Raw genomic sequence first — 16,781 nt, 5'->3', positions numbered from 1 at the left:
CCACCGCCTCGCGCTGACGTCCAGCGGCTTCGGCCATGTCGTTGGAGACACGGGTGGAGCTGTGTGAGGCTTCAAGAATCTTCCCGGCAGCCTGGCCGATGTGCTGGATCAGGTTGCGAATCGCGGTGAGGAATTTATTGAACCAGCCTGCCAGTTGCGCTGTTTCATCCTTGCCGCGCACGGCGAGGTTCTGGGTCAGGTCGCCTTCGCCGCCCGCAATACCTTCCAGGCCGCTGGACACGCTGTGAATCGGACGCACGATGACGCTGGCAAAACTGGCACCGACAATCGCAAAGACCACCGCCAATACCGCAGCGATAATGCCGATCAGCCAGGTCAGGCGGGTGGCCGAGGCCATCACTTCGTCCTGCTTGATCAGGCCGATGAAGTTCCAGCCCAATTGCTCGGACGGGTACACGTTGGCCATGTAGCGTTCACCGTTGAGTGTCACCTCGACCAGACCACTGGGGGTTTTCGCCAGCTCGCTGAAGCCGTCGCCCAGTTCACCCAGTTTCTTGAAGTTGTGTTCCGGCTGTTTGGGGTCGACCAGCACGGTGCCGCTCTTTTCCATCAGCATCAGGTAGCCGCTGTCACCCAGCTTGATCTGCTTGACGATGTTGGTCAGTTGCTTGAGTGATACGTCGATGTTAACCACGCCGCCAGGGTTGCCCAGTTTATTGGGGATCGCCCTAATGGTGCTGACCAGCACCGCGTCATCGTTGGCCCAGTAATATGCGTCGCTGCGCACGGTTTTGCCAGCATTGGCCATTGCGGTCTTGTACCACGGGCGAACACGTGGGTCGTAGTTGCTCATTTTCGGGTCTTCCGGCGTCATGATGTAGCTGCCGTTGATCAACCCGTAAGAGACGTAGGAGTAGGCCGGATGGGCCTTGGCGATACTGGCGAACAGCTCGGTCGCCTGCCTGTCATTCTCGGACTGCGGGGGAGGCGTTGCGCCCATGTAGTTGCGGAAATCATCGCTCGCCCCGGCGATCAGCGGGTGCGCCGCGATGTAATTGACGTTCTGCGTAATGCCGTCGAAAAACAGTTGCATGGCATTGTCGACCTGGCGAATCTCGCGTGCGCTGCTGTCCACGAAATCACTGGTCGCCTTGTCACGCAGATTCACGATCACGATGGCGGCGACGACTAATATGGGCAAACACGCAATGACTGCGAACGCCCACGTCAATTTCTGTTTGATATTCATTTGAGCTCCGGGGGGCGCGTTACTGCCGCAAGTGTCGGGTGCTGCATGGGTGCAGTCTGCGACCCCAGGCGTTGAGCCGAAGGTCGCTCTTATGGTCTACCAAATGTCCAACGGCTTTATGCCAGTATTCTTTAGGCGGCTTGGCGGTAACAGACACTTGTTGTCGTTCATGAGCACGAAACGGCCTTTATTCACTGAAGCAGTAACCCGTTGTTCATGAGAGGCGCCCTCCAAACTCGGTCATGGCATCCAGCATCGCTTCCTTGAAGTAAGCCAGTGAAGCCCGATCAAAGAGAATCTGAAAACAGGGTTCGCTCTGCGCGCCAACATTGATCACGATCACATTGATTCGCGCTGCCGAGGTCTGCGCCACCGAGCCGACTGCGAATGCTGACGGACGCAGGTCTACGCCGCACAATTTAGCCATCACCTCGGGGATGCACGGGCCGCTCAGTTGCAGCCACGCATGGCTGTCTTCGCGAGGCAGCAGGTAGTTGGCGTTATGGTCCAGTTCCCAACGGGCTTCCTCATCGGCTATGCGCTGGCCTTTATCAAGCGGGCTGCCGAGCAGCAGGTATTCGGTCTGCGAAAGACGTGCAACATGGCTGCCGTCGGCCTGAGTAACCGCGCGGTTCGGCGTGTCGGGCAGACTGAAACCACGTGCTGTCAGGTATTCGGCGCTTTGCGTACCGCGAAACCCCACGCGCGGCAGATCGGTCAGGTCTTGCAGTGTGCACAGTGAGGGCGCGCCGGCTCTGACCGGGCGGTCCTGGATAAGGCTATTCATGGTTCAGAGCTCCTGGCGCTGGTTTTCAGGATCAAAGAAGGGCAGTTTCACGACGGTCGCCTGAACCACCACGCCGTCTTCGACGCGAATCGGAATCTGCTGGCCGGGTGTGCTTTGGTCGAACGCGGCATAAGCCATGCCGATAATCATGCCCAGGGTTGACGAGTATTCGCAGGAGGTCACGCTGCCACTGATGTCCGGGCCTTTGAGCACCAGATGACCTTCAAGCGGCAACGGACTGGCCTTGGGCAGGGTGAAACCCACCAGCTTGCGTTTCTGCGGCTGGGCTTCGAGGATATCCGCCGAGCGGCGGCCGACGAAGAACGGCTTGCTCCGGCTGACCGCCCAGCCCATGTCGATTTCGGCCGGATGGGTCATGCCATCGGTGTCCTGGCTGATGATGACGTGGCCTTTTTCCAGACGTAACAGACGTTGCGTCTCGACGCCGAACGGACGCATGTCGAAGGCCTTGCCAGCCTCGACAAGTGCATCCCAGAGCCTGAGCGCGTGACGAGCGGGGACATGGATCTCGTAGCCCAGTTCGCCGACGAAACCGACCCGCAACAGCCGCGCCTTGATACCGGCAACAGTGCCCAGGCGCACGCCAAGATAAGGGAATCCCTCGGCGGACAGATCAAGGTCGGTACACACTTGCTCCAGCACCTTGCGCGAATCCGGGCCCGCCACGTTGACCGCAGCAATGGCCGCTGTAACGTTGGTGATGTCCACATTCAGACGCCACTGGGCATTCCACTTGAGCATCTGTTGGTAGATGCGATCCACACCGCTGGTGGTGGCGGTGACGTAGAAGTGCTGGTCGGCAAAGCGTGCACAAACGCCGTCGTCAATGACCACGCCTTGCTCGTTGGTCATCAGCGCATAGCGTGAACGCCCGACCGGCTGCTTGAGGAACGCAAAGGTGTACATGCGGTTGAGCAGCTCGGCGGCATCGGGTCCGCGCACGTCCAGGCCACCGAGTGTCGACACATCGATAATCCCGACCTTGTTGCGCACATGCAGTGCTTCTTGCTGCATGCAGGCATCGCGTTGCGCCGGCTTGCCGTAGAACGCTGGGCGCTGCCAGATCCCGGCCGGCATCATCTTCGCGCCTGCCTGCACATGCCGTTGATGCATGGGCGTCTGGCGGTAGGGGTCGAAAGCCCGGCCCGCCACGTGTGCCAGTTTCTCTGCCTCAAAGGGCGGGCGGGCAGTGGTCACGCCGGTTTCGCTGATGCTGCGTTGGGTCGACGCAGCCACCAGCCGTGCGGTTGGCAACGCTGAGTGACGACCTTGCGACGGCCCCATTCCGACGGTGGAATAACGCTTTACCAACTGGATGTCGCGATAGCCGATGCGGGTGGCATTGACGATATCGCGCACCTGCAAGTCTTCGTCGAAATCGACAAAATCCTTGCCCTCTGGATGCGGAAAAATTGGCCAGGGGAAGTTGACCCGCGCTTCACTGCGCAGCGTGGCCGGGTTGGCTGCCGATTCCAGGCCGAGCGCCGAGAGCACCCCTGTGGCGGCATTCGTCGCATCGGCCAGCACGTTATCCAGCGCGTGATAACCGTTGACCGAACCGGCGATGCCCAGGTTCTGCGGCAGGCTGCTGATCGCGAACTCGGCCAGTCGATCATCATAGGCGAGCTTGCCGCCCGCCTGACACAGCAACTGGTAGGCCGGCATGTAGCCGCCGGACATGCACAGCAGGTCGCACTCGACACTCAAACCCTTGTTCGCCACCTGACCCTGGCCGGTGATCTTGCGCAGCTCGGCCCCGCTCACGTGACGCATGCCTTTCTCGTGCAGTGCTTCATACACGGTGGTGCTCATGTGGCAGACGATGCCGCGTTGCTCCAGCGCAACCTGCAATGCCCGATCCGACGGATTGGCGCGCATGTCGGCGACCGCGACCACTTCGACACCCTGATCGTGCAAATCCAGTGCAGCGAGGTAACCGTCATCATTGCCGGTCAGCACCACCGCGCGCTTGCCGGGCTTGACTGCGTATAGCCTGATCAGACGTTGCGCAGCGCTGGTCAGCATCACACCGGGCAAATCATTGTTGCGAAAAATAACCGGCTGGTCGAACGAGCCACTGCACACCAGGCATTGCGTAGCGCGTACCTTGTACAGACGCTTGCCCTGAATCACTGGCAGGTAGTTGTCGGTGAACCAGGCATTGCAAGTGGCCTGTGTGAGGACCTGAATATTGGCGTGTGCCTGCACGGCGTCGACCAGTTCGCGCCGCAGTCGCCCGGCACGCTGACCGTCAATATCGAAGCGCGCGTAGGTCAGCGAACCACCGAGTATCGGCTGCTGTTCGATCAACAGCACCCTGGCGCCGGCGTTGGCTGCCTTCAGCGCCGCCTGCAACCCGGCAGGCCCTGCGCCGATCACCGCCAGATCATTGAACAGGTAGGCCTTGTCGTAGTATTCAGGCTGAAAGTCCAGATCCAGCACGCCGAGGCCCGCTTTCTTGCGAATGATCGGCTCCCAGACTTTCCACATACCTTTGGGCTTGTAGAACGAGCGGTAGTAGAAACCCACGGGCATGAACTTCGAGAACTTGCCCAGCCAGGCATCCCTGTCGTGGTCCAGCGAGCCGCTGAAATTCTGTCCGGTTGCCTGCAAGCCATCCTGCAAGACAAAAGTGTCAGCCAGCACGTTAGGCTCGTGTGGCAACTGGATCAGGCTGTTGGCGTCCTGTCCGGCCATGCTCAGCGGGCCGCGCGGGCGATGGTATTTGAACGAGCGCGAGAGCAGAAAGCGACCGTTGGCCAGCAGTGCGCTGGCAATGCTGTCGCCTTGCAGGCCCTGATAGGTTTTGCCATCGAAGCTGAAGGTGAGCGGCTGGTTGCGATTGATCAGCAGGCCCATGGGCGCGGGCAGGCGGGCTGGGGTGGTCATCCTGCGATCTCCTTGGATGGGAGGGGAGCGAAGTCGATACGTGCGGTAAATATTTCCCTCGGGTCGAAGGTGCGAATGATCTCGTCGCTGCCGGTATGGCGTTCAGCCAGAAACCAGTAGCTGGAAGGGTTGTGCATCCACCACTCGCGCACCACGCCCAGGGTGTCCTCGCTGTTGAACACGTAGTCGGCCCATTCGGCATCGCTGCAGGTCTGCGGGTCAGGCATGTGCTTGAATTCGCCGCCGTAGGTGAATTCGCTGATGTTGCGCGGCCCGTTGAGCGGGCAGGTCATGATTTTCATGTGTCGCTCTCCGTCAGTGGCTGGCCGCCGTCGCGCCCATTTCGTTGACTTGCTGGAAGGTCGAGAAGCGGTCCAGCGCGAATGGCCTGATCAACTCGGGCACCTTGCCGCCACTGGCCACCAGTTCGGCCATGGTCTTGCCGCAGATTGGCGTTGCCTTGAAGCCCCAGGTGCCCCAGCCTGCGTCCAGGTAATAATTCCTGACCGGCGAGAGGCCCATGATCGGGCTGTAGTCCGGGGTCATGTCGGTGATTCCGGCCCACTGACGCATCAATTTGGCGTTGGCCAGAAACGGAAACATCTCGATGGCGTGGGCCAGCAGGCTTTCCTTGAGGTCCAGCGTCGAGCGCGTGTTGAACAGCGGATACGGGTCCGAGCCGCCGCCAAACACCACCTCGCCACGGCTGGTCTGCTGGACATAGCAGTGCAGGGCGGACGAACTCACCAACGGGTCGAGGAACGGCTTGAACGGTTGAGTGACCATCGCTTGCAGCGGGAAAGTCTGTATCGGTGAGCGAATTCCGGCCTTTTTCATCATCTGCGAACTCATGCCCGCGACTGCCTGCACGGCGCAACCGCACTGGATAGTGCCGCGATTGGTTTTCACTGCGGTGATGGCGCCATTCTCGATCACCAGTTCTTGCACTTCGGTCAGTTGATGAATCTCGACGCCGCGCTTGGCCGCCTGTTTGGCATAGCCCCAGGCCACAGCGTCGTGGCGTGCAGTGCCACCGTCGATATGCCACAGGCCGGCGAGCACCGGCAGATGGCCGGGGTCCAGATTGAGGCTCGGCACCAGTTCGCGGATCTGCTGGCGGTCGATCATTTCGGTGCGGCCGCCGAAATGCTTGTTGACCTCGGCGCGCTGACGGAACGAGCGTACGGTGGCGTCGGTATGCGCAAGGGTCAGCTGGCCGCGCTCGGAATACATGATGTTGAAGTCGAACTCGTTGGACAGGCCCTGAAACATCTTCACCGACTCGGCATAGAACTTCACGCCTTCACTGGTCAGGTAGTTGGAGCGGATAACCGCAGTGTTGCGCGCCGTGTTGCCGCCGCCCAGATAGCCTTTTTCCAGCACGGCTATATTGGTGATGCCGTGGTATTTCGACAGGTAGTACGCGGTCGCCAGCCCATGACCACCGCCGCCGATGATCACCACGTCGTAGGAAGGCTTGAGTTCCTTGGGCGCAGGCAGATCCACCTCGACCGGATACTCCGGGCTGAGCCCGTATTTCAACAGGTTGAAAGGCATACGGCCTCCGATTGGCTGCGCTGTGCGAGGGCTTGCTGCCTGGCAGCAGTCACTGTGTTTTTCATCAGAAAGGCGATGGTCATCGGCCCGACGCCACCGGGTACCGGTGTGATGGCAGAAGCCACGCTCAGGGCGTTGTCGAAATCGACATCGCCCACCAGGCGGCTGCGGCCTTGATCCTCGATGCGGTTGATGCCGACATCGATCACCACTGCGCCGGGCTTGAGCCAACTGGCGTCGATCATGCGCGGACGACCCACTGCTGCGACGACGATGTCTGCCAGTTGGCACAAGGCCTTGGCATCGGCACTGCGCGAATGCACCACTGTCACCGAGCAATGCGCTTGCAACAGCAGGGCGGCCATCGGTTTGCCGACGATATTGGAGCGACCGATAACCACCGCATGTTTGCCGCTCAGATCGCTGCAGGTCTCTTCAAGCAAGTGCATGCAGCCGCTGGGCGTGCAGGGCGTCAGTACGCTGCGTCCCTGGCTGAGACCACCGACGTTTTCACTGTGAAAGCCATCGACGTCCTTGCCCGGGCCAATGGCCTGCAAGGCGCGGGCTTCTTCAATGTGCGGCGGCAGTGGCAGTTGCAGCAGGATGCCGTTTACCGAGTCATCGGCGTTCAGTTCGGCAATCAGCGCCAGCACCTGTTGCTGGCTACTCTTGGCAGGCAGGCGGTGCTCCAGCGAACGAATGCCCGCTTCCTCGGCGCGCAGGATCTTGTTGCGCACATACACCTCACTGGCCGGGTCGTTACCGACCAGAATGACCGCCAGTGCCGGTTCGATGCCGTCGGCTTTCAAGGTTTTCACGTCGTTTCTGACCTGTTCCAGAACACGAGCGGCGGCGGCCTTGCCATCGATGATGCGAGCGCTCATCGGAAGATCACCGTTCGGTCAGTGTTGAGAAACACCCGATGCTCAAGGTGGTACTTGACTGCCCGAGACAGCGCGATGGTTTCGTTGTTACGGCCTGCTGCGACCAGGTCTTCAGGCAGGTAGACGTGATCGACACGCTGCACTTCCTGCTCGATGATCGGGCCTTCGTCCAGGTCGCTGGTGACGTAATGCGCAGTGGCGCCGATCAGTTTCACGCCGCGCTCATAAGCCTGGTGATACGGCTTGGCACCCTTGAAACCCGGCAGAAACGAGTGATGAATGTTGATGGCCCGCCCCGCCAGTTGCTTGCACAGGTCGTCGGAGAGAATCTGCATGTAGCGCGCCAGCACCACCAGTTCGGTGCCGGTTTCGTCGACCACCTTCATCAGCGCAGCTTCCTGCGCCGCCTTGGTTTCTTTACTCACAGGCAGGTAAATGAAACGAATGCCTTCCCGCTCGGCCATCGGCCGCAAATCCAGGTGGTTGGACACAATGGCGGTGATGGTCATGTCCATTTCCCCCTTGTGGTAGCGGTACAGCAGGTCCGTCAGGCAGTGATCGAACTTGCTGACCATCAACAACACGCGCATCGGGCGACATGTGTCATGCAGTTCCCACTGCATGGCGAAGTCTTTGGCCACCACATCGAAACCGGTTTTCAGCTGCTGGATGTCGCCGTCGTGACCATCGTTGAAACGAAACACTGCACGCATGAAAAAGGTGCCGCTGTACTCGTCGTCGAACTGGGCCATTTCACCGATATAGCAGCCGTTGCCAGCCAGGCAGGAAGCCACTGCCGCGACAATGCCGGAGGTCGCCGGGCAGCTGATCTTCAGGATGAAATGGTTCTTCTCGTGTTGCATGGCTTGTCCTCTGGAATAGGGCGGCAGCTCGGCAAAGGGGGCAAAAAGTCAGATACAGAGGTTTTCTGAGTGGCGAATAAAATTCTCTACAGGAATTTAATATTCTTGAAGGCTGTTTTATAGGCGAAAGGAAAAGCAGCGTCCAGAGGTTTCTGGAAACTTTGTTTACTCGAGGGAATGTGGATGGGTGGAGCAGTGAGGGCTGGGGTCCTGGTTTCGCTTGCCATCAGACAGAAAACGCTTGAGGCAGGCGTGCACCAGCAGGAATAGGGAGGTCATTTGTGATGCGCAACGCCTACAAAGGTCAGCGAGGTAAACAAGCCACGCTCTGCGAGATCGGCGCTGGCCATTCGCTGAGGAAGCGGCAGCGCTCGGTGACGCTGAGTTAAAAGCAGGCTCGTGCGCGAGTCCGATCGTAATGCTCATCCACAACCCATAGCGTCGAACGCTACGCCGACCGTTCCTCGCCTGCTTGCCTTGCCTTCGCCCACCGAGTTCATGTACAGAACCTAGGAGCGGTACCCCGTAACTGCTTTTTTTATGCCATGTAAAAACGACCCGGTGTAGGTCCTTTTGAAGTTGTAAGAAGCTATGTAATCATCTGGGCTCGAATAGTGGGGGTGCATGTTTTTTACCATGGGTGTAAATCTTCTTCTGTTACGGTCTTTGATATCGGTATAGCTTATAGCCTTGTGCTGATGTATTGCACTTGTCATCATGCCATTGAGTCTGGATTTTTTGTCTTCCAGGATGCCGGCTGTTTCGCCCGAGTCGATGTTTGTGAAGTGGAATTTTTCGGTGTAGCTTAAGCCCTTGTCAATCTCGTTATGCAAGATTTTTATCAGTCGCATAACCCCTCTGTTTTTATAGTCAAGACGTGCTTTTCCACGGGGTGTGTCATATAAGAGGTTGTCGGGATGATGAAAGCTCGCCGCTTCACTAGCGCTAAGATCATCGTCGTTTAAAAACCTGGATATAGTCGCCATTTTGATCGTTGTGCGTTCGCTGCCAAAATGTTGCGTGAGCATCTTGTGCGTTTCCATAATGCTGCTTCCCGTCACCGAGTAGTCCAGCAGTACCGCATTTTTATGCTGAGAAAACGCTTCTCCGAGACTCCCATCCAGGTAGTTATTCCTGTTAGTCCTTTCCACCTCGCCGAGTTCGCTGATTTCCGGCATTTTTTTCATGTTACCTAACCCTGACACCTGCAACAGTGCGGTGTCGAAGCCCGAGGCGCTGATATATTCTCCCAAGGCTTGCGGTGAACGGCCAACCATGACAAATACTGTTTCTTCCGCCGACAGGCCCGCTGCAGAAAGCCCTTCTTTTATACTCTGAAAAACTGAACTGAATCCTTCAATATCTTTTTCATCAAAATGCGTTCTTGTCGCTATGAGACCGTCAGTGTCATGGTAGGTAACGGGATTATTGCGCACCATCCTGTACCGGTTCAGTCCGTCAGCATCTCCTGCAGGATCAGGGCTGATCCACCTCTGCAGCCACGGCGCATAATACCTGAACCCGTAGTAATACAAGCCCGTCGCGTCCCGCTCTTTACCCGAGTAACGGACCGTTTTGTAGGTCGCTTCGATTGCATTTTTCGCAGCCCACCATGCCGTACCGCCGTAAGGATAATAGCTTTCCTGACTGATTAATTCGGCCTGTTGATTCAGTTCCAGTGTATGGCTGCCCACAGAATCGCTGAGGCTGTAACGCACTTGGTCGTTATCAATGCCTTTACGTAACCCGTTTTCCCAATGCAACCAGTGCACACTATTACGTCCTGCCTGGGCAATGACGGCATGTAACGTTTCACCTGATGTACGTGTGCGAATCTCAAGCCCTGGGAGGTAACGCACTTCGCTCACCTGCTCTGTGCCAAGGGTTTTGGCGCGGCGCACTTTGCGCACTCGCTGGCCGCCGCCGTCATAGACATAGGTTTCGACATCATCGTCCTGGCCATCCGGCGCATCGCGCTGTACCTGGGTGACGTTGCGCAAGTGGTTGCGGGTATCCCACTGCATGACCTGACCCGGTGACAAGTTCTGTTGGTTACCGTTGGCATCAAATGCTTTGGCGAAATCTATAGGTGAACCGTCCTTGTACACACTGCGGTTGCTGCGTGGGTCGACTACCATTTCGCGCGTATAGGTGTTGCGCACTCCGGCGTTGTGCCTGAGCCGGGTCAGGTTGCCACCGCTGTCATAGCTATAGGTTTGGCGGTAATTGCGCCAACGGCTGTCATCCGCTGCGCCAAAGACTTTCAGCCCTGGCAGGTCCGGGCCGATGGTGTAAGTGGCACTTTCCCGCCCCGTCGCGCTGATCAATTGATAGAGCGTGTCGTAGGTATACGTACTCACCGCCTGGATACGCTGCTGAGTATCCCACTGTACCGGCTGCGCGAGGTCTTCAACTTGCTCGATATTACCCACCGGGTCGTACTGGTAATGCAAGTCCTGCAGCATTTTGCCACTTGGACTTTCGGCCTTGAGGCTGCACAGCACGCCGCTCACTGGCGAGTAATAAGCCGTCGTGATCACATCATTGCCTGCCTGTTCGATCTCTACGTCGCCGAAAGCATTGTAAGTGGCGCGTTTGAGTAACACCGTGCCGTCAAGCCAGGAAGCACGGGCCCCGCCTGTGACATTGACCTCGAAACGCTGTACGTGATCGAGGGCATCCTTTTGCTCGATGACAGCGCCTAAGGCATCGTGACGCCAGCAGGTGGCGTAGGTGTCGATTTCTAAATCATCTGCTGACTCAGGCCAGATCGGGGCCGCCAGCGATTTGCAGAAGCGGCGGACTTCGGTGAGCGGCTGGGCCAATACGCCAAAATGCTCACGCGATAAACTGCCCGCCTGATCATCATGGCGAATCAGTTGGCCACAACGGTTGTTATGGGCGTCTTCCTCGCCGGATCCCGCATAGGTAAAACGCTCTACACAAAGCAGCGGGGCATCCCAAGAGACTTGCTCAAACACGCTGACAGGGCGCATAAGTTCATCGTAGGCATAACGCAGGCAGGTACCGCGCCCGTCCCAGCTTTCATACAACACCCCCGCAGCGTCATGGCAGGCAACCCGCCAACCCGCATCGACGCTCTCCGTTTGCAACGCTTGCCCACTAAGGCTATAACGCGCGGTTTGGGTGGGTTGAATTTCAATCTCACCCGAATCAAGCAAACGCGGGTCCCACTGTTGGCTTAAATGACCATAGGTATTGAACACATGGCGCTGGACTCGCGCAACGATAACCTCCTTGGCATCCCGTCGATAGTAAGCAATGTTACGCACAGCCAGGCTGCGCGGATCAATGACTGCTAGAGAAGGCGTGTATTGGTGCAGGGAAGCCGTCATAAGTCATTTTCACTGTCAATCAGGGATGCATTAATTAATTGAAGCGTCTTGAAGCAGGGAACAGCAAAAGGATCAGGTTATGAGCCGCATCGTGGGGTAAGGCCAATTTTAGCGTGTGTCATAAATAGAGGCTTTATAAGCGTTTGCCGATAGGGATTTACGCACGTATAGACAGCATCGTTAGTTTCAGCTTCTGCCTGAGCGCATAAGCTCGAACTTAATGAAAAGTTGCGCACGCTTTACGTCCGGCTTGAGCCGTCTTAGTGACGGTACGCAAGCGAGTCAATGAGATGGCCGGATGTCGCATACCTTGGTTAGCGTATCAGCTAATATGGCGTTGGCGAGGTCACTCGTCTCTTTTGACGGGATTAAAAAGGCTCGTTTGTTAAGCAAGGGCACTATCGTTATTGCGCGTCGCTATATGGCCGCGGCGCTGTGAGGCTTCATCTCGCACGGTATCCCCAACCGCACCACCACGCGTTGACTATGAACTGACCAAACTCGGCCACTCATTGAAGCCGCAACTGGAGGTGCTTTTCTGCAAGGGCGAGCACGAGCAGGTACGCGCAAAGTTTGACCAGCAAGGTTCTTCGGCAACGTCGGCCGAAGATACCTTGCGTACCTGAATAGAAGCAATTTGCTACTGCGCGTCATCAGTCGTGATGCGCCTCACCGACAAACGTCAGCGAGGTAAACAAGCCGCGTTCGGCGATGTCGGCGTTGTCCTTGACGGGTAGCGTGACCTCGGCAGCGATGATATTCAGCCCTTCGTTGCGCACGATGACGCTGGCCAGGCCCTGGGCGTCGGTTTCGGCGCTGACGACATCCGGTGCGCTGCGGTAATCGCCGATCAGTTTGATACCGACAGCGGGTTTGCCGTCGATCAGTACGCTTACCGGTAAGGGTTTGCCAACCCCGACCTTCAATGGATCAGCCTGTGGCACGATCACAAAATTCAATTTGCTGAACGAGGGCAGGTGCGCGTCTTCTGCGTAGATTGCCACGCTGTATTTGAAGGTATGAATCGAGTCGGTGCCATTGGGCACTTTGCTACGGCCTTCGTTGATCCACTTTTTCTCGGCGTTGCGTGTCCACATGCCGTTATCCAGCGCCACCGTCATCACGGCGGGCGGCTTGAGCGGCACCAGTCGCGCGTGATCCTCAAGGCGTTGTACCGTCACCGGGATCATTTTGCCCTGCTGGTCATACGCCCATGCGCCGCTGACTTTTTGCGCTTTGAACGCGTTGTCTTCCGCGCCATGACCGTAGACCACCTCGATATTGCCGCGCCGCTGTTCGGTCCACAGGCCGTGTGCGTTCACTTGACTGGCGAACAATGCGCCGAGCAGGCCCAGGGCCACGAAAGGTTTTGTTGACAGCATGGTGCATCCTTATTGTTGTGAAGCGAGGGTTACAGGAGTCAGAGGCCGAGTGTCAGGCTGACCGTAAAGTTACGCGGTTCGCCGGGCGCGACCCAGTAATTGCTGTAGGAGCGCTCGTAGTATTTTTCATCGAAAATGTTGTTGAGGTTCAAGCCCACTGTCACGTTCTCGCTGGCTTTATAGTGAGCCAGCAGGTCGACGGTCTGGTAGGCCGGCAGCTCGAAGTCGGTGCCGGACTGGCCGGAGCGATCGCCGACGTAGGTATATGCCGCGCCCACGTCCGAACCGCGCAATACGCCTTCCTGAAATTCATAGACGCTCAACAGGCTGCCACTGTGTTTGGCGACCCCGAGGATGCGACTGCCTGCCGGGATGGTCCGGTCGCCCTTGGTGACTTCGGCATCAATGTAGGCGAATGCTCCGATGATCCGCACCGCGTCAGTGATTTGTCCGGTGAATTGCAGGTCGAAACCCTGGCTGCGGGCCTTGCCCACGGCGCGATTGGTGTCGGTGCCCGGGTCCAGGGCCAGAACGTTTTCCTTTTCTATGTGGAAGGCGGCGAGGGTGGTGCTCAGGCGGTTGTCGAACAGTTCGCTCTTGATCCCGGCCTCATAACCGATGCCTTCTTCCGGGTCGAAGGTTTTGCCGGCGGCGTCCAGACCATTGTTCGGCTTGAACGAGGTGGATGCGTTGGCGAACAGGCCAACCTGCGGTGTGAGCTGATAAAGCAGCCCGGCGCGCTGGGTGAACGCGTCGTGACGCTGCCCGGAGGTGGCATTGGTGGTGAAGTCATTGATCTGTTGATCGAAGTGTTCGTAGCGCGCGCCGATCATCCCGCGCAGCTTGTCGGTAAAGACAATCTGGTCCTGCAGGTTCAGCGCACGGCTTTCAATGTGCTCGTAGAAATCAGTGCCGGAACGCGCGCCATTGGGTTTCGGCTGGCCATACACCGGCTTGTAGATGTCGATGGCGTATGGGCTGCCTGCAATGGTAGTCACACGCTCGTTCTTGCGGTAATTCTCGTATTCGGTGCCGATCAGCACTTCGTGCTCCAGACCGATCGCGTCGAAATGACCGCGCAATTCCAGCTGGGTGATGCTGTCGTGCCAGTTGTTGTCGCGTTCGCGGTAACGACGGTTGACGGTGCGGCCGTCGGCATTCAATGGGCGCGCCTCGCTGGCAAACCCTGACATTTCGCCTTGCTTGTAGTGGCTGGCCAGGCGCAGCGACCACACATCACTGAGTTGATGGTCGAGGGCAAACTGAACCATGTTGTTGTCATTGTCGATGTCGTCATCCGGTTCACCGAGGAAGGTCGAACGGGACACGCCACTCCATTTATTGTTGGGTGCGACCACGCCCCGGTCAAAAGTCGATGTCTGCCGCACGAACTCGGTTTCCACCAACAGACTGGTGTCGGGGTTCAACTGCCAACTGAATGAGGGGGCGACGAAGACCCGCTTGCTTTCGACATGGTCACGAAAGCTGTTGTTGTCTTCGACGGCCAGATTGACACGCGACAGCAGCCTGCCTTCCTCATCCAGCGGTGTGTTGACGTCCAGTGCGGTGCGATAGCGATCCCAGCTACCCGCGCTGGTCTGCAGGGTGGTGAAGGCTTCACGCTGGGGTTTTTTAGTGACAATGTTGACCGTCCCGCCAGGATCGCCACGGCCATACAGACTGGCGGCGGGACCTTTAAGCACTTCGATACGCTCGATGTTGGCGGCATCCGGTGTGGCAGGGTAGCCGCGGTTGGCGCTGAAGCCGTCCTTGTAGAATTCGGAGGTAGTGAAGCCGCGGATGCTGTATTCGTAGAGCGTCAGGCCACCGAAGTTGTTTTGTTTCGACACGCCCCCGGCAAACTCAAGCGCGCGCTCGACACTGTTACTGCCCAGGTCCTTGAGCACCGAAGCGGGCACTACGCTGATCGACTGCGGGATGTCCTGAATGGCGGTATCGGTTTTGGTGGCGGTGGCCGAACGCGTAGCGCGATAGCCCTGAACCGGACTGGTGGCTGTCTCGTACTGATAGTCGGAGGTTACGTTGACGCTTTCCAGTTCAATGGTTTGCGGATGTTCCTCCGCATAGCCGGTATTGCCAAAAACCCCGATTGCCAAGCCTGCCAGAGACGCGATTCTACGAGACGACATGTGAGACTTCCTGATGATAATAGATACAATATAACATCTCCTTTGAGAATTATTTCTGTTTGTTTTTGGCAGGATGCGACAGTTGTATCCATCAGCAGGAGCCTGACGCGTGAGGGTAGGGTTTGAGGCAGGGGGAAGATTCAATCACTGAAACCGAGTCCATTTCCATGGACGGAAATGGACTCGCGGACGGTTTATTCAGCGCACATGCAGCGTTCTATCTGCTCAGGCAAGCAACTCTGTCCCCAGCTGAAACGCCACCCACAAGGCCAGTCCGGTCGCAAAGGTCAGCGCAATGTTCTCGAACCAGTTGTTGCGGTATTCCTTGCTCAACAGCGACTTCTGATTGGACATGATCAGCAGCCCCAGCGAGATGACCGGCAGGCCCACGATATTCAGTGCGTTGACGCCCAGCGTCAGGGTCACGAAGTCCGGCATGCCGGGCAGCGACCAGATCAGCGGGGTGACCAGGATGAACAGCATGAACCATTTGTGCATTGGGTCGTTGTGGAACACCTTGCCGTAGCGTTCGCGGCGCTTCGGGCGAATGTGCTGGAAGGCATCGGTGATCAGCATCGGGAAGGCGGTGGTCTTGCCGGAAATACTGGCAAACAGCGTGGCGAACACGCCGATGAAGAAGATGTACCAGCCCAGCGGGCCGAAGAATATCTCCAGCGCCTTGCCCAGATCAGCCAGCGTATTCACCTGAATACCGTTGGGCCGGAGAATTTCGACGCCTACAACCCAGATGGCCAGGTTGATGATAATGCCGACGATCACGGCGAACAGCAGGTCGTTGCGCTGGATGCGTTTGTGCTCGGGGCCGGTCCAGCCTTTTTCACGCATCACGTAAGGGTGGACGAAGTTGGCGATAGAGCCTGCTACGGCACCGATCACAGAGACAGCCACCAGCAGCGCCCCGTGCACGCCTTCATCGGGCGGAATGCTGAAACCGATAGTGCCCTTGATGATGCCGCTGACGTCCGGACCGGACATGATTGCCAGGGTAAGAAACGCCAGGGTCATGATTGCCAGCAACACCTTCATGACGCCTTCGATCATCGTGTAGATATTGCGTCCCACCAGCAGCCATACAGCGATCACTACCGCAACCGAGCAGAGCAACGGCTGATTGATGTGCAGCAACATGGCAAGCGCTTCACCGGCACCCTTGATCATGTAAGCGTTGATCAGATGGCCCATCAACAACGCATAGCCCAGCATGAACCAGGCAAACAGCGGATGCAGTTGCGCATAGCCCTGCAGGATGGTCATGCCCTGGTTATTGCAGAGCTGGAAGCGGGCAATGATGTTGACGATCAGGAACCTGAGCAACAGCGAAATCGCCAGCACCCACATCATCGCGTAGCCATAACTGGCACCTGCCACCGACGATGTGATCAGATCACCCGCGCCCAGCCAGGACAGCACCGCGATAATGCCGGGGCCCAGCAGTTTGGCGAGTTTTTTGAGGCGAGGTTCGCTGGCGGGTATAGCTGTTTCTTTGAGAGACGGGGTATGAGGCATGCATTGAATCTCCGTTTTTATTGTAATGAGATGTCATTCACTGCCAAGTAAGATAAGACGTCGTACAACGTTGGTGGTGGTTGAAAATGTAACCAGGTGTGAACCGGGCATCGCATGTTAGATAATGTTCCCCTTGTCACCACTGTGTTCTCAGG

11 protein-coding genes and 1 pseudogene are annotated in these 16,781 nt (G+C 57.6%); 1 reads left to right on the top strand and 11 read right to left on the bottom strand.

Annotated elements, in window-relative coordinates:
- Positions 1 to 127: 127 nt before the first annotated feature.
- From AO068_RS29585 to AO068_RS02615, 8 genes and pseudogenes are all read right to left on the bottom strand, one after another.
- Positions 128 to 1,054 (bottom strand): annotated as a pseudogene (locus tag AO068_RS29585) (HAMP domain-containing protein); the annotation flags it as partial.
- 370 nt (positions 1,055 to 1,424) lie between these two features.
- Positions 1,425 to 1,997, bottom strand: a complete 573-nt coding sequence (locus AO068_RS02645; protein WP_002553900.1) for a sarcosine oxidase subunit gamma — start codon at positions 1,995 to 1,997, stop codon at positions 1,425 to 1,427.
- Between the two features lie 3 nt (positions 1,998 to 2,000).
- A complete protein-coding gene (locus AO068_RS02640; RefSeq protein ID WP_058407581.1) occupies positions 2,001 to 4,907 on the bottom strand; it encodes a 2Fe-2S iron-sulfur cluster-binding protein in 2,907 nt (968 codons plus the stop codon).
- The gene (locus AO068_RS02635; RefSeq protein ID WP_058400239.1) at positions 4,904 to 5,209 is read right to left on the bottom strand and encodes a sarcosine oxidase subunit delta; all 306 of its coding nucleotides are present in this window, start codon (positions 5,207 to 5,209) and stop codon (positions 4,904 to 4,906) included. Before AO068_RS02635 ends, AO068_RS02640 begins: the two co-directional genes overlap by 4 nt.
- A gap of 13 nt (positions 5,210 to 5,222) precedes the next feature.
- Entirely contained in the window at positions 5,223 to 6,464 is a 1,242-nt protein-coding gene (locus AO068_RS02630) for an FAD-dependent oxidoreductase (RefSeq protein WP_058407580.1), read from the bottom strand.
- On the bottom strand, positions 6,446 to 7,348 hold the full coding sequence (folD, locus tag AO068_RS02625; protein WP_058407579.1) for a bifunctional methylenetetrahydrofolate dehydrogenase/methenyltetrahydrofolate cyclohydrolase FolD: 903 nt from the start codon (positions 7,346 to 7,348) through the stop codon (positions 6,446 to 6,448). Before folD ends, AO068_RS02630 begins: the two co-directional genes overlap by 19 nt.
- Complete coding sequence (gene purU, locus AO068_RS02620; protein WP_058407578.1) at positions 7,345 to 8,211, bottom strand: formyltetrahydrofolate deformylase; 867 nt, start codon at positions 8,209 to 8,211, stop codon at positions 7,345 to 7,347. Before purU ends, folD begins: the two co-directional genes overlap by 4 nt.
- A 509-nt stretch (positions 8,212 to 8,720) precedes the next feature.
- Positions 8,721 to 11,567 carry an RHS repeat-associated core domain-containing protein gene (locus AO068_RS02615; RefSeq protein ID WP_058407577.1) on the bottom strand — a complete coding sequence of 949 codons (2,847 nt, stop codon included), beginning with the start codon at positions 11,565 to 11,567 and terminating at the stop codon, positions 8,721 to 8,723.
- Positions 11,568 to 11,974: 407 nt separating this feature from the next.
- On the opposite strand from AO068_RS02615, the gene AO068_RS26405 reads away from it, so the two are divergent.
- The gene (locus tag AO068_RS26405; protein WP_080394833.1) at positions 11,975 to 12,193 is read left to right on the top strand and encodes a winged helix-turn-helix transcriptional regulator; all 219 of its coding nucleotides are present in this window, start codon (positions 11,975 to 11,977) and stop codon (positions 12,191 to 12,193) included.
- Positions 12,194 to 12,220: 27 nt separating this feature from the next.
- Here the strand turns inward: AO068_RS26405 and AO068_RS02610 are convergent, their stop codons facing one another.
- The 3 genes from AO068_RS02610 to AO068_RS02600 all read right to left on the bottom strand — a co-directional run bounded on the left by AO068_RS02610 (position 12,221) and on the right by AO068_RS02600 (position 16,626).
- Positions 12,221 to 12,949, bottom strand: a complete 729-nt coding sequence (locus tag AO068_RS02610) for a DUF4198 domain-containing protein (RefSeq protein WP_058407576.1) — start codon at positions 12,947 to 12,949, stop codon at positions 12,221 to 12,223.
- A gap of 38 nt (positions 12,950 to 12,987) precedes the next feature.
- Complete coding sequence (locus AO068_RS02605) at positions 12,988 to 15,099, bottom strand: TonB-dependent siderophore receptor (RefSeq protein WP_058407575.1); 2,112 nt, start codon at positions 15,097 to 15,099, stop codon at positions 12,988 to 12,990.
- A 225-nt stretch (positions 15,100 to 15,324) separates the two neighbouring features.
- Entirely contained in the window at positions 15,325 to 16,626 is a 1,302-nt protein-coding gene (locus AO068_RS02600) for an Nramp family divalent metal transporter (protein ID WP_058400245.1), read from the bottom strand.
- Positions 16,627 to 16,781 lie beyond the last annotated feature (155 nt).

This window comes from Pseudomonas sp. ICMP 3272 (genome assembly GCF_001466905.1).
Classification (GTDB): Bacteria; Pseudomonadota; Gammaproteobacteria; order Pseudomonadales; family Pseudomonadaceae; genus Aquipseudomonas; species Aquipseudomonas amygdali.
Note: the sequence above shows the minus strand (reverse complement) of the source record. Positions and strands in the feature narration are given on the sequence as shown.

Excerpts from the sequence above, each read along its gene's own strand:
- AO068_RS02645 (WP_002553900.1), bottom strand. The coding sequence starts at position 1,997 with ATGAATAGCCTTATCCAGGACCGCCCGGTCAGAGCCGGCGCGCCCTCA.
- AO068_RS02640 (WP_058407581.1), bottom strand. The coding sequence starts at position 4,907 with ATGACCACCCCAGCCCGCCTGCCCGCGCCCATGGGCCTGCTGATCAAT.
- AO068_RS02635 (WP_058400239.1), bottom strand. The coding sequence starts at position 5,209 with ATGAAAATCATGACCTGCCCGCTCAACGGGCCGCGCAACATCAGCGAA.
- AO068_RS02630 (WP_058407580.1), bottom strand. The coding sequence starts at position 6,464 with ATGCCTTTCAACCTGTTGAAATACGGGCTCAGCCCGGAGTATCCGGTC.
- folD (WP_058407579.1), bottom strand. The coding sequence starts at position 7,348 with ATGAGCGCTCGCATCATCGATGGCAAGGCCGCCGCCGCTCGTGTTCTG.
- purU (WP_058407578.1), bottom strand. The coding sequence starts at position 8,211 with ATGCAACACGAGAAGAACCATTTCATCCTGAAGATCAGCTGCCCGGCG.
- AO068_RS02615 (WP_058407577.1), bottom strand. The coding sequence starts at position 11,567 with ATGACGGCTTCCCTGCACCAATACACGCCTTCTCTAGCAGTCATTGAT.
- AO068_RS02610 (WP_058407576.1), bottom strand. The coding sequence starts at position 12,949 with ATGCTGTCAACAAAACCTTTCGTGGCCCTGGGCCTGCTCGGCGCATTG.
- AO068_RS02605 (WP_058407575.1), bottom strand. The coding sequence starts at position 15,099 with ATGTCGTCTCGTAGAATCGCGTCTCTGGCAGGCTTGGCAATCGGGGTT.
- AO068_RS02600 (WP_058400245.1), bottom strand. The coding sequence starts at position 16,626 with ATGCCTCATACCCCGTCTCTCAAAGAAACAGCTATACCCGCCAGCGAA.